The 11,419-nt window shown below is 60.0% G+C and carries 11 protein-coding genes, 1 tRNA gene and 2 pseudogenes; all 14 read right to left on the bottom strand.

What is annotated here, in order from left to right; translation table 11 throughout:
* Positions 1 to 88: 88 nt before the first annotated feature.
* Positions 89 to 799 (bottom strand): annotated as a pseudogene (locus RM96_RS10195) (MFS transporter); the annotation flags it as partial.
* A gap of 46 nt (positions 800 to 845) precedes the next feature.
* Positions 846 to 1,451: an FMN-dependent NADH-azoreductase gene (locus RM96_RS10190; protein ID WP_039010248.1), complete on the bottom strand. Its 606-nt coding sequence runs from the start codon at positions 1,449 to 1,451 to the stop codon at positions 846 to 848.
* Positions 1,452 to 1,752: 301 nt separating this feature from the next.
* Positions 1,753 to 2,228: pseudogene (locus tag RM96_RS10185) on the bottom strand (YceI family protein); the annotation flags it as partial.
* A gap of 269 nt (positions 2,229 to 2,497) precedes the next feature.
* Positions 2,498 to 2,830 (bottom strand): hypothetical protein, encoded by a 333-nt coding sequence (locus tag RM96_RS10180; protein ID WP_039010247.1) that lies wholly within the window; start codon positions 2,828 to 2,830, stop codon positions 2,498 to 2,500.
* Positions 2,831 to 2,897: 67 nt separating this feature from the next.
* Complete coding sequence (locus RM96_RS10175; protein WP_039010246.1) at positions 2,898 to 3,365, bottom strand: hypothetical protein; 468 nt, start codon at positions 3,363 to 3,365, stop codon at positions 2,898 to 2,900.
* The gene (locus RM96_RS10170) at positions 3,359 to 3,568 is read right to left on the bottom strand and encodes a hypothetical protein (RefSeq protein WP_039010245.1); all 210 of its coding nucleotides are present in this window, start codon (positions 3,566 to 3,568) and stop codon (positions 3,359 to 3,361) included. The genes RM96_RS10175 and RM96_RS10170 overlap by 7 nt, the downstream gene beginning before the upstream one ends.
* 19 nt (positions 3,569 to 3,587) lie before the next feature.
* Positions 3,588 to 4,082 carry a hypothetical protein gene (locus tag RM96_RS10165; protein ID WP_039010244.1) on the bottom strand — a complete coding sequence of 165 codons (495 nt, stop codon included), beginning with the start codon at positions 4,080 to 4,082 and terminating at the stop codon, positions 3,588 to 3,590.
* 705 nt (positions 4,083 to 4,787) lie between these two features.
* Complete coding sequence (locus tag RM96_RS10160; RefSeq protein WP_152624086.1) at positions 4,788 to 5,534, bottom strand: hypothetical protein; 747 nt, start codon at positions 5,532 to 5,534, stop codon at positions 4,788 to 4,790.
* 200 nt (positions 5,535 to 5,734) lie between these two features.
* Complete coding sequence (locus tag RM96_RS10155) at positions 5,735 to 5,941, bottom strand: hypothetical protein (protein WP_039010242.1); 207 nt, start codon at positions 5,939 to 5,941, stop codon at positions 5,735 to 5,737.
* 288 nt (positions 5,942 to 6,229) lie between these two features.
* The gene (locus tag RM96_RS10150; RefSeq protein WP_039010241.1) at positions 6,230 to 6,799 is read right to left on the bottom strand and encodes a recombinase family protein; all 570 of its coding nucleotides are present in this window, start codon (positions 6,797 to 6,799) and stop codon (positions 6,230 to 6,232) included.
* 288 nt (positions 6,800 to 7,087) lie between these two features.
* Entirely contained in the window at positions 7,088 to 8,302 is a 1,215-nt protein-coding gene (locus RM96_RS10145; protein ID WP_238587207.1) for a hypothetical protein, read from the bottom strand.
* A 27-nt stretch (positions 8,303 to 8,329) separates the two neighbouring features.
* Entirely contained in the window at positions 8,330 to 9,769 is a 1,440-nt protein-coding gene (locus RM96_RS10140) for a site-specific integrase (RefSeq protein WP_039010240.1), read from the bottom strand.
* Between the two features lie 119 nt (positions 9,770 to 9,888).
* Positions 9,889 to 9,982: transfer RNA gene (locus RM96_RS10135), tRNA-Ser, on the bottom strand.
* 134 nt (positions 9,983 to 10,116) lie between these two features.
* Positions 10,117 to 11,367, bottom strand: a complete 1,251-nt coding sequence (locus RM96_RS10130) for an aspartate kinase (protein WP_039010266.1) — start codon at positions 11,365 to 11,367, stop codon at positions 10,117 to 10,119.
* Between the last annotated feature and the right edge of the window lie 52 nt (positions 11,368 to 11,419).

Below are 11,419 nucleotides of genomic sequence, written 5' to 3'. Positions count from 1 at the left end.
ACGGCTGGTCACGATAAACCGGAAATGCCGGTCACGATGCCGGAATCCGTGGTCACGATAATCCGGAATGACTGGTCACGATCGGCCGGAATACGCAGCCCAGCGTCTGCGCCGAGGTCCAGCCCGCTTCATTGCCGTTCACGACTGCGTACACGGCTAGCATCAGCGAAGCCGTCACCGTCACCGCGCCGGCCACGTCGAGCCGTTCGCCATGAGCATGGCCGCGTGCTGACGGCAAGAGCGCGACACACAGCGCAGAGACGGCGATGCCAATGGGCAGGTTGACGAGAAAGATCCAGTGCCAGCTCAGCAGGTTGGTCAGCAGACCGCCGAGCAATACGCCGATGCTGCCGCCCCCCGCGCAGACAAAGCCGTACACGCCCATCGCCTTGGCCCGTTCGCCGGTCCCGGTGAACACATTCATGATCAGCGACAGCGAAACAGCGGAGACGACCGCGCCGCCCAACCCCTGCACGGCACGTGCGCATACCAGCAGGATTTGCGAATTCGCCACGCCGCATGCGAGCGACGCCAGCGTAAACAACGTAATGCCGCCGAGGAACAGCTTGCGGTAGCCGTAAAGATCGCCCAGCCTGCCGCCCAGCAGCAAGAAGCCGCCGAAGGTCTGCATGTAGGCATTGACCACCCACACCAGCGAGGTCTCGCTAAAGCCGAGGTCCGCGGCGATCGACGGCAAGGCAACGTTCACGATCGTCGTATCGAGCACGATCATGAGCACGCCGAGACACAGAACGATCAGCGCCAGCCAGCGTTTGTCGCCGTGGATGGAATGGGTCATGCGGGGGCTCCTTTGTCCTGGTCAAACGGGTGCGGGCGGTGCTATGTCACGCAGCGAGCGCGGCGGTCTCTTTCTTCGCCGAGGCGATGGCCCCACTGCGTGCCTCCGGACCCATCGCCACACCTTCCGCGCGAATGAAGGTGATGTCCGTGATGCCCAGAAAGCCGAAGGCCGCCTTCAGATAGGTCTCCTGGTGATCGAACATGGCGGCGGGCGAGCCTTCGCTGTAAACCCCACCCCGCGACGAGGCGATGATCAGCTTCTTGCCGCCACACAGTCCCACCGGGCCGTGCTCGCCGTAGCGGAAAGTCTTGCCGGCGACAGAGATGCGGTCGATCCAGGCCTTCAGTTGAGACGGCACGCCAAGGTTGTACATCGGCGCGCCGATGACCACGATGTCGGCGGCCAGGAACGCCTCGAGCGCGGCCTGGCCCACGGCAATGTCAGACTTCAATGCCTCGTCGACCGGAGCGCCTTGCGCGGCCGCGAGGTGCCCCGCCGTGAGATGGCCGATCGGTGTGGCGGCGAGGTCGAGACGAGTGATCACAAGGTCGGGATGGCTGGCCTGGAAGGTCGCGACTACCTCTGCTGACAGATCACGACTGACGGAGCCTTGCCCGAGGATGCTGGAATCTACGTGTAGCAATTTCATGAGATTTATCTCCGAAGTGTCAGACGATGCGCTTGCCGGAAACCCGCACGATAGGCTTTGACTAACAAATCAGCGCTGGTGCAGGTGATGAGCAAAATGCTATATGGGCAACGATCTCTTGCATATGTCGTGCGCTAAAACGCATCATTGCCATCAATAGAACGATCAGAAGAGGTTGAATCCTGCCCATGAACGCATCCGCCACCTAGATGTGTTTTGTCGCAAACGCGGTCCGCCATGACGTGCGGAACAATATGGACGACTAAAGGCTCGATGACGACGCGCGCCGCAAAGAGGCGGCTTACTGCTTGAGCGCTTCGGCTGTAATCAGCAGCTTGGTCTTCATGTTGAAGCCGTACGCCTTGCCGAAATCAACGCCGAAGTCGGCGCGATCGAACTCACCCACCGCGTCGACGCCGCATACCTCGCGCTTGAGCATCGGGTGCGGCATGCATTTGAACGCGTTGATTTTAAGTGTCAGCGGCTTGGTCACGCCGTGCAGCGTCAAGTTGCCGACGACCGAGGCCGGCTTGTCGCCGTCGAACTTGATCGTGCCCTTGTTGGGCGCTTTCGGGTACTTCGCCGCATCGAAGAAGTCGGCCGTCTGCAGCTGCTCGTCGAGCGTCGTGTTACCGGTGCCGACCGATGCGATGTCGGTCGTGACTTCGACGGCGCCGCTCTTCGCCGCGCGATCAAGCGTCACCGAGCCCTGCGACTTGCCGACTTGCCGCGCCAGGCCGACAGGCCGCCCAGGTGGTCGGCCTCGAAGCTCGGGTACGGTGTGGGCTCCGATCGTTTGTGTAAGGTACACACGCAACCGGCCGGCGGAAATCCGGAGCCACAAAAAACAAAACCCCGGAAGACCGCGATCTTCCGGGGTTTCGCCGCCATTGCTGGCGGAGACGGAGGGATTCGGGCTTTCCTAGTGTTCATGCGGGTTTCCGGGCTGTGACACCTGCCCGGTGATGACTCGCAGTGTAGCAGCTTGCGCCAGCCCATCAAACCGTGCGCGAACAGCCAGCGCATTTTTAGGCCGGGGCCAGCAATCAGCGGCAGCCGTGGGATACCCAACGCTTGCGCATCGGGTGCCCCTGCGGGTATGCCTCGTCAATGACCAGCGACGCGCCAGCGCCTTGGTGCACATACCCGGCCTTCTGGCTCTCAAGGTGCGCTACCTGCTGCGCGGCTGCTGCGGACAGGCCGTGCCCTACATATCCGATCTTCTGTGCGAGGCCGGGGGTGTTGCCGATGATGACGGCAGCCTGTCCTCGGCTCTCCTCCGAGACGTGCTGCCCAGCTTCCCGCTGGATGTTGACCGTCTGCTGATGGTCATGGCTGCGGCCCGCTACGGCGGACATGAATCGATAATCGGTGCTCATGGTGTTTTCTCCTATGTGGTGGTAGCCTGTGAGCCGCATAGCGGCCCGTGGCTGGTTTATTTCGCCCTCAGTGGGGCATGGATAGCATCAGTGGGTTCGGCGCGTTGTAGAGCCTCTGTCGGCGCTCCCGCTCGATGCCGTGGCCGGTGGTCCAGAAGCGGTGCTCCTCGGCCAGAATACCCGGGCGGGTCTCAGTCGAAAGCGGCCAGCCGTTCTCGTCCGTGGGCGACGGAAAGTGCGGCATCAAGGCAAGGCAAACCCGGTCGTACTCCCGCACCGTCGCTGCCCTGTCAGCATCGCTCCAGACACTCCAATCGGCCTCTGCCTGCTCCTCCAGCGCGTCCCGTGCCGCGAGTAGGTCCGCCGCACTGAGCGAGCGCAAAAGGGCTGTACGTCCCTCCTGCACCTCGAATGCCGTGATGGCCTCGTCAAGGGTGGCGGCCCGGGCGTGCTCGGTCTCTGCAAGCATGGCTTCGCGTAGTGCCGCCGTCTTGGCGGCGTACTCGGCCCGTGCTCGTTGAAGGCCAATCACCATGTCTCACCTCCGGTGATTGGACGGCCCGGTACGTGCGGCGGCCATGGCATATTGGCGGTGGTGCTGCCAGCGATGCCGAGTCCCTTCAACATCGTAGTGTTCTGCGCCTTGCAGGCCTCTCGTGCCACAGTGCTGGTGCACAGCACGTTGGTAACGCCGGCATTGACGCTGGCAGTCTTGGTCTTGCTGCTGGTCTTGCTCATATCGTTTCCTCTCCTTGGATTAGCTCGGGAGGTAGCCAAGCGAACGGCCACGGCGGTAACGCACCATCGCAGCCTCTGGCGTATCGGCCAGTCGTGCAATTGCTAGCGGCAGCGCATCGGCGCGGATCAAGGCCCGCTCTTCAATGCTGCCTTGGGCGATGCTCTCCAAGCCGAGAACCTTGGGTTCCCCACTGACCGGACTGCGGAAGGTGACCACGATGCGATGGGTCAGAACGTTGTCGGGCGTATTGGGGTTAGGGGCCATCGACACTTCGGGCTGGCCGAGAATGAAGAGGCTGTACTCGATGCTGGCAGCCCTGAGTTCCTCAAGCTTTGCTTCGGCTTGTGCGATCTCACCGGGGAGGGCTTTCACGCGATCCACTGCATTGCGCAGGCGCTCGAACTCAGCGGCCACATGTTGAACCTTGGTCAGTTCATCGCGTAGATTCTGGATGCGCGCAGCGGCGGCGTGCAGTTCGCTAGGGTCGATATGTTTGGGAATATTGGTCGTCATAGTTTCTCCTTGTATTGCTCGTGGCCGTGAAAACGCGCGCACTAAGCAAGCTCGGTTTTGAGTCGTGAGTGTCAATGGCTCACGGGGTGGGAATGGGCCGGGTGTTATCCGGCAAGGCGCAAGTAATGCGCGGCGGCTACCAGCCCAAGTCTTGGACTAGCAAGCGCTGTAGGTCCGCATCGCGTTGAGCGAGTCGATACCAGCAATCGGGGTTCTCTGTGGCGGACTGCCGCAGGTCTTTGCAGTCAATTGAAAGCGCGGGATTGCGCAGGGCCGTGCGCCCCGTGCCGTCTACCGTGGCGGTCCAATTGCCGCGCTGGTATGTATGGGTAGCAGCACCACGGCGGGCGAGTAGGTCTAGGTGGCTATCGCGTGATCGGGCGGCCGGTGGCCGTTGCCCTGCTCTGATTGCGGCCATGGCTGGCTGGGTCTTGCCGAGGAGGCAGGCATAGCAGCTTCGGTCGCGGGTCCGGCGCAGTGTGCTGCCGCAGCGGGGACACCGCTTCCCGTTGTAGTTCGGTCGGCCAAGCATGAAGGCTGCCCATCGGCCAGGATCGGATACGCGCTGCCGCAATGCTTCGGCAAAGGCTGCGTCAAGGCGGGCGATACTGCGCTGCCGCCGTCCCAGTTTGTCCGCCCGTGGCTGCATTCCGTGCAGTGCAAATCGTGGGTCGGGCTTCCGGGGCAGAGGCTTTGTGTGCCCGGTCATAACGCCGCCACAATGCCCGGCGACATGATGCGAGCCATCAGTGCCCGGTATGCATCCTGCGCTATCACGTTGCCGGTAGGCTTCGCGTGCGCCAGCCATGCGGGCCGAGATTTGCTCACAGTGTCGAAGCTCTGCCGAGCGCGCTGCATCATGTACCGGGCCGCCGCAGCGGAATCCTCGCCAAGGTGCGAGCGGGCCGTGCCGCCAGTGCGTTGCCAAAGTGGGCCGAGTAGGCTCTCGCCAGCCAAAATGCCTGCGGCTTCTAGCTTCGGAATGTGGCGGCGAACATTGTCTGTCCGCTTGCCATGCAGATCGGCGTACCACTGGCAGAGAGTCTTGATACCGGGCGTGATACCGCGACGCTTGTTCGCATAGCCAAGAACAAAGTATGCGAGCTTGCGCACCTCTGGCTGGAGACTGACAAGGACTGCATCCTTCTCGGCCTGCTTGGTCCGCAGGTCCAGCGTGGGAAGCGCAATGGCCGAGGCCGGAATGATCTCTCCCGTTTCCGTGTCGAGGTACTCGGCCACGGATCGCACCTTGCCAGTGCTAGTGCGGTTGACCGTCCATACGGCCAAGCCATGACCGCGCCCCACTGTCGAAATGTCCTTGGTGCGGCTATCCGTGGCGCGTGCCTGAAGTTCGGCGTATTGATGCATTAAGTTCTCCATAGGGAACGGCCACGGCAGGCGCAGGGCCAGCACATGTCCTTGATAGTATTCGGGGGAAATTACAAAAGCCATTTAAAATCAATGACTTAGCTTGGAAAAAGTGAGGGATTTACTAGGCTCCCCTCAGTGACCGAGGGTGCGGTGGGCTGGCATTGCCCTATGACGTGCCGGGTCTGGCAGGAAGAATCGCGGCGCAGGTACTCGGGCTATCTCGCCCTACGGTCCCTGTGTGCGGCTGTGGCGGTGTCTGTGGCAGTGTCCAAGCGAACGGGTCACGCCTTGTCGGGCACGGCGGCGGCTTTGGCTGCGCCCGGCTTACGGCCCGGTCGCTTTCGCGCCAGCCACGACGGCAGGCTTCCCGTACAGGCCAGCACGGCGCGGCGGTAGCCTGCGATACCTTGTGTGCTGGTGGCTGCTGCTCGGGCCGCGTACTCGCGTTCGGCCTCGTTGTATTCGAGTGGATGTCTGGTTTGATTCATCGTCTCTCCTTGAAAAGTGGAATCGCCAACTTCGTGCATCTATCTTGCTGGCACGGCACGGCTTATTAGTCTTTTGGGATACCGAAATAGAACTGCTGCCAACTTCGGCAATCGTGTTCTGGCTGCTTCGGCATACATGGCCCCGGCAAGGGTCTCCACCTGTTCGTGCCAACTGGGCGACCGAAATCGAACTGCTGGTATGTGCCGTACTAGGGTACGGAATGGAATGGCACGCCAGAATGCAAAAGGGCCGCCCGAAGGCAGCCCCTTGTATCTGTGGTGGATTGCTCAGCTTGTCAGCTTGAGAATCGTTGGGTGCGAGACACCGTATTCCTTCGCCAGCCCCCGCGCCGATGCGCCCTCGGCCAGCTTGGCCCGAATCTCAGCCTTCCTCTCATCGGACAGTGCATCCCGCCTGCCCAGCTTCTTGCCCTCGGCCTTGGCACGCGCCAGCCCGGCATGTGTCCGCTCTACCAATTGGTCCCGCTCGAACTGTGCAAAGGCCGCAAACATGCGACGCACTAACTCGCCCGCTGGGCTGGTGACTTCCATTACTGGCAGGTCCAGCACTACGACGCGGATGCCATCGGCCCGCAGCCCCTCTACCGTGCGATCAATGTCCGCTGCGTTGCGGCCCAGTCGGTCCAGCTTGGTCACTACCAGAATGTCCCCCGCTTCGAGCTTATCTCGCAGCTTGGCGAATACAGGACGATCCATCGCCGGGACGGTCCCGCTGATTGTCTCTGCATTTACCCGCTTGGCATCGACCTTGTAACCGGCCTGCGCGGCTAGGAGGACTTGGTTATCCGTGGTCTGGTCGTCGGTGGAGACTCGTGCGTACAGGAAGGTGCGGGACATGATTGCTCCGATTGGTAATCAAACGTGGTAGCAATCATATGTGGTAGTCAATCCGTTTACAAGGACTTTCTTACCGGGCTTGCTGCCCGCTCTGCGGTGGTAGCAATACGGTCGATTGATTACCGGGGCAGCCGGTAGCCCTGTGGTCCGGTCGCCTGTGACCCCGCCCTAGCGCCACTGTTGGGTTGTTGCGTGCGTGATGCGCGGGGGCGTACGGGGGAGCGCGCGGGTCACTTGTCCTCACAACTGCGCGCGAATTAGCGAATTAATTTTTCGCCCGCTCACAGATTACTCAGGTGGCTGCTCCTTGTTATCTCTAGAGGAAGTATCTGTCTTCTCCTCTTCGAGAACAGGTCGCATATCGACGAGTACGCCAGGAAATAAAATCCCTAGCCGGTTCTTCTTTTCGTTCCAGCCTAGGTCACGAGTCTCCATGACGCGCCTCACATGATCCTGGAGTCGCTCATCCACACAGGAGATGAGGTATTCAATCATGCCCTCCGCAACGTCAATTTCGGACTGGAGCCCCTCCAAACCAACTGCTCCGATATCAACCCCAATCGAACGCTCCCACATATTACGATATTCCTTGAATACCGGAATGCGGCCATCAAAATAGACCTCGTTAAATTTCAGCTTATCAATGGAAACGTTACCGTGAAGCAGGTCATTCCTTTCATTAACAAGAGAATGAAACTTCCCACAAATTTCATTTGAGTAGTCAACCGGCTTCGCAAAAGATGTACAAGTAATGTGAAGCGTTTTTATTCTAATATCGATCTGCTGCCTTATTGTATTATCACGAAGCCGAGTGTCGCTCCTTAGATCTGGCCGCATGAACATGAACAGGACAAGATTGACGAACGATTCTACCATTACGGGCAGCATAGACCTGATACCAAAACACAGGCCCAATGCCTTTGAGTATTGCGATAGATTCTCCTCGAATTGCCCCTTGGTTTCTTCGGTTAGAAACACCGACTCACCTAACGCAGAAGCATCCGGCCTCAAGTTAAGCTCACGCAGATCGCCGAGGAGTCGATCAACCGCATTACGAATTCTACGGTATGGATTAACAAATTCGACCCAATGCTCCAGATAATCCTTGCGAATGAAGGACATCTTCTTGCCATGAGTGGAAAAATCTCGCTTTATGGCTTCTAGAAACAGCCCCTTGCTTTTCTCATCAAAAGGAAATACCCCGATTAGCTGCAACTCCGTCCGAAAATTCATTCCAAGGAGAATAATCCACCCATATTCACATTTCAGCGTCCAATCCCAATGAATCAGATTATCAGAATCATCGTTGCGCAAGAAATTTTGGATTCCATTTGGCTTCCCAAATCTTGCGCCAAGATAGCAAAAGAGATCAATTGGCTTAATCTCATTCTTAACCTCCCAAATCTGAGCGCCCTTCGGCCCAGTTTTTGAGTGGAGCATGTCAAATATTTCTTTTGGATGAATGAATTCGAGTGACGCGACCAGATCATCAAAATTGATCATTTAACCCCTCCGCTCAATTGTTCTTTGTTATGTGTCACTGCCAAGGCAGACAACTGCATCGATAAGCCGCTTTGCGGGTAACCCCTCCCCTGCGCCATACGTACCCGATACGCCGCCCTCTGTATGTCCCATGAGGGCCAAGCGCACGTCCGGGGCAACACCAGCGGCCCGGCACATGTCAGCAAACCCATGCCGCCAAGAATGGAAGGTAATGCGCTTGTCCTTGATCTTGAGTGTTTCCCGCAGGAAGCGGCCATATCGCTTCGAAAAGGCGTCCGAGACGATGCCGTATTTGTTCGGCTTGGCCGGGAACAGCGGGCCGTCTGGCTGCTTCCCCGCCCACTCCGCGAAGTCGCGCACTGGTTCGGCCAGCGGCACCCATCGGCGGCTGTCTTGATTCTTGAGGCGCATGTCCACGCCGTTGCCATGCTCCCCTTCGTCGGTAATCATCAGGCCGGGCACCCCCTCGCGGGCCTGTAAGTCGTCCTTCCGTAGCTGGTGCAGTTCATTGAGCCGGGCACCTGTCCAGCGAGCCAGCCGGGGCAGCCAGTACATAGCCGGGTCGGATTCTCTCGCGCCCTCGGTCGCTGCCATGACTGTCTCTGCCTGCTCGGGGCTGTAGGGCAGACGTAGCTCGACTGCTCGCTTCGGTGGCGGAAGCTCTGCGCCCTCGGCGTGGTTCACCTCGATCAGCCCGCGAGACTTGGCCACGCCCAAAAGCAAGCGGATAAATCCAATCTTCTTGTTCGTGGTGGCGACACTGTTGCCTGCCGCTATCCAGCGGTCACGCATGGCGATGATGATCTGGCGTTTAATGGTGTGGATGTCCGGGTCTTTCGCTTCTCGGACTGCGCGGGTCACCGCATCAATGGTCTTGGATGTGGGCTGCCTGTCCCGCTGCCATAGCGGAATGATCTGCTCAAGGGTGAGGCCGTTTGGCTTGTGGCCGGGGGCCTTGGCTTGCTGGTCCGTGGGCGCGTTCTGCGAGGCCATGGCGTCCCGAATGGTGGGCGGGATGAGGGCTTGCCCTGCCTCGGCCCTACGCCGCTCCACGATGGCCCAAACCCGCTCTAGCCGGTCTGCCTCCGCCTCATCCTTTTCCTGCTGCTCGTCCTCGGCATCCCAATGCGCCGCCGTTTCCTCGGCCTGCTCGTGGCTTGCCGCTTCGTCCCAATGCGCCGGGTCTAGGGTGTCGGCGTCAGAGGGCTGCTCAGGCTCCCCCAATAGCAGGGCGACACGTGCGGCATCAGCCTGTTTGCTATTGACAGCGTTGCGGAGGGTCTGCCACTCCTCGTCCAAGTCCACAGATACGCGCCGGGCTATGCGGGCGGCCTCGTCGGAATCCTTTGTCCCGAGACTGCGCGTGATCTCCCGCTTGCCGGGGTAATGCTGGAGTAAATCGAGGGGGATTTTGCGGCGGAAGTAGTAGATGCTGCCGCGCTTGGTGAGGTGATTGGATTTCGCCATGTTCGCACTCTGTCTGAGAGGGTTGGTGTAACAGACACCGGACAGTGCTCGGCTTGGAAACCCGCCCCATAAAACAAAACCCCGGAAGACCGCGATCTTCCGGGGTTCGCCGCCATTGCTGGCGGAGACGGAGGGATTCGAACCCTCGATCCAGGTTTTGGCCCGGATGCTCCCTTAGCAGGGGAGTGCCTTCGACCTCTCGGCCACGTCTCCCAAACTTGACGTCGTGTGAGGGAGGCCACACAACGAAGCGCGTATTCTAGCGAGGCCGAGCCGTTTGGTCAATGATGAATCGATGACACAACGCAACTTTTAGAGCCTCGCCAGAGGCAATTCCTACGAACGGATCACGCCTGATCCAGCTCGAATACCTTGTGCAGCGCGCGCACCGCGAGCTCCATGTACTTCTCGTCGATCAGCACCGAGATCTTGATTTCCGAAGTGGAGATCATCTGGATGTTGATGCCCTCTTCCGACAGCGTGCGGAACATCTTGCTGGCAATGCCGACATGCGAGCGCATGCCCACGCCAACCACCGACACCTTCGACACCTTCGGGTCGCCCGAAACGCTGGCGGCGCCGATGTGGCCCTTCACGTTGTCGTTCAGGATCGTCAGCGCATGCTGGTAGTCGCCGCGCGGCACGGTGAAGGTGAAGTCGGTCTTGCCGTCCACCGACTGGTTCTGGATGATCATGTCGACGTCGATATTGGCGTCGGCGATCGGGCCCAGGATCTGGTAGGCAATGCCCGGCTTGTCCGGCACGCCCAGAACGGTGATCTTCGCCTCGTCACGGGCAAAGGCGATGCCGGAGATGACGGCTGCTTCCATTTCAGACTCTTCCTCAAAAGTAATCAGCGTGCCCGAATGCATTTCCTGTTCGAGCGGCATCAGGGGGTCGGTCAGCGACGACAGCACGCGGGTCTTCACGCGGTACTTGCCGGCGAACTCCACCGAGCGGATCTGCAGCACCTTGGAGCCCAGGCTGGCCATTTCCAGCATTTCCTCGAAGGTGATCTGGTCCAGGCGGCGCGCATCTTCCACCACGCGCGGATCGGTGGTGTAGACCCCGTCAACGTCCGTGTAGATCAGGCACTCATCGGCCTCGATGGCGGCTGCGATGGCCACGGCCGAGGTATCCGAGCCACCACGGCCGAGCGTGGTGATGTTGCCGTCGTCGTCGATACCCTGGAAGCCCGTAATGACGACTACGCGGCCGGCATCGAGGTCACCGAGGATGCGCTCGTCGTCGATCGATTCGATGCGGGCCTTGGTGTACGACGAATCCGTCTTCACCGGAACCTGCCAGCCGGTGTAGCTGACCGCATCGATGCCCTCGCCGTGCAGCGCGATGGCGAGCAGCGCCACGCTGGCCTGTTCGCCGGTGGAGGCGAGCATGTCCAGTTCACGCGGGTCCGGCTGCGCCGAAATCTCCCTGGCAAGCCCAAGCAGGCGATTGGTCTCGCCCGACATGGCTGAAGGCACCACGACTACGCGGTGACCGGCGCGGTGCCACTTGGCTACGCGCTTGGCGACATTCTTGATGCGTTCCGAGGAACCCATCGAAGTGCCGCCGTATTTGTGAACGATGAGAGCCATCTTCTTGTCGACGCCAGCGATTGTGCAAAGCTCTTGAAAATACACGAACAAG

The sequence above is a fragment of the Cupriavidus sp. IDO genome (genome assembly GCF_000812465.1).
Classification (GTDB): Bacteria; Pseudomonadota; Gammaproteobacteria; order Burkholderiales; family Burkholderiaceae; genus Cupriavidus.
Note: the sequence above shows the minus strand (reverse complement) of the source record. Positions and strands in the feature narration are given on the sequence as shown.

Bases quoted from the DNA above. Each gene is read 5' to 3' on its own strand.
- RM96_RS10190 (WP_039010248.1), bottom strand. From the start codon at position 1,451: ATGAAATTGCTACACGTAGATTCCAGCATCCTCGGGCAAGGCTCCGTC.
- RM96_RS10180 (WP_039010247.1), bottom strand. From the start codon at position 2,830: ATGAGCACCGATTATCGATTCATGTCCGCCGTAGCGGGCCGCAGCCAT.
- RM96_RS10175 (WP_039010246.1), bottom strand. From the start codon at position 3,365: ATGGTGATTGGCCTTCAACGAGCACGGGCCGAGTACGCCGCCAAGACG.
- RM96_RS10170 (WP_039010245.1), bottom strand. From the start codon at position 3,568: ATGAGCAAGACCAGCAGCAAGACCAAGACTGCCAGCGTCAATGCCGGC.
- RM96_RS10165 (WP_039010244.1), bottom strand. From the start codon at position 4,082: ATGACGACCAATATTCCCAAACATATCGACCCTAGCGAACTGCACGCC.
- RM96_RS10160 (WP_152624086.1), bottom strand. From the start codon at position 5,534: ATGGCTTTTGTAATTTCCCCCGAATACTATCAAGGACATGTGCTGGCC.
- RM96_RS10155 (WP_039010242.1), bottom strand. From the start codon at position 5,941: ATGAATCAAACCAGACATCCACTCGAATACAACGAGGCCGAACGCGAG.
- RM96_RS10150 (WP_039010241.1), bottom strand. From the start codon at position 6,799: ATGTCCCGCACCTTCCTGTACGCACGAGTCTCCACCGACGACCAGACC.
- RM96_RS10145 (WP_238587207.1), bottom strand. From the start codon at position 8,302: ATGATCAATTTTGATGATCTGGTCGCGTCACTCGAATTCATTCATCCA.
- RM96_RS10140 (WP_039010240.1), bottom strand. From the start codon at position 9,769: ATGGCGAAATCCAATCACCTCACCAAGCGCGGCAGCATCTACTACTTC.
- RM96_RS10130 (WP_039010266.1), bottom strand. From the start codon at position 11,367: ATGGCTCTCATCGTTCACAAATACGGCGGCACTTCGATGGGTTCCTCG.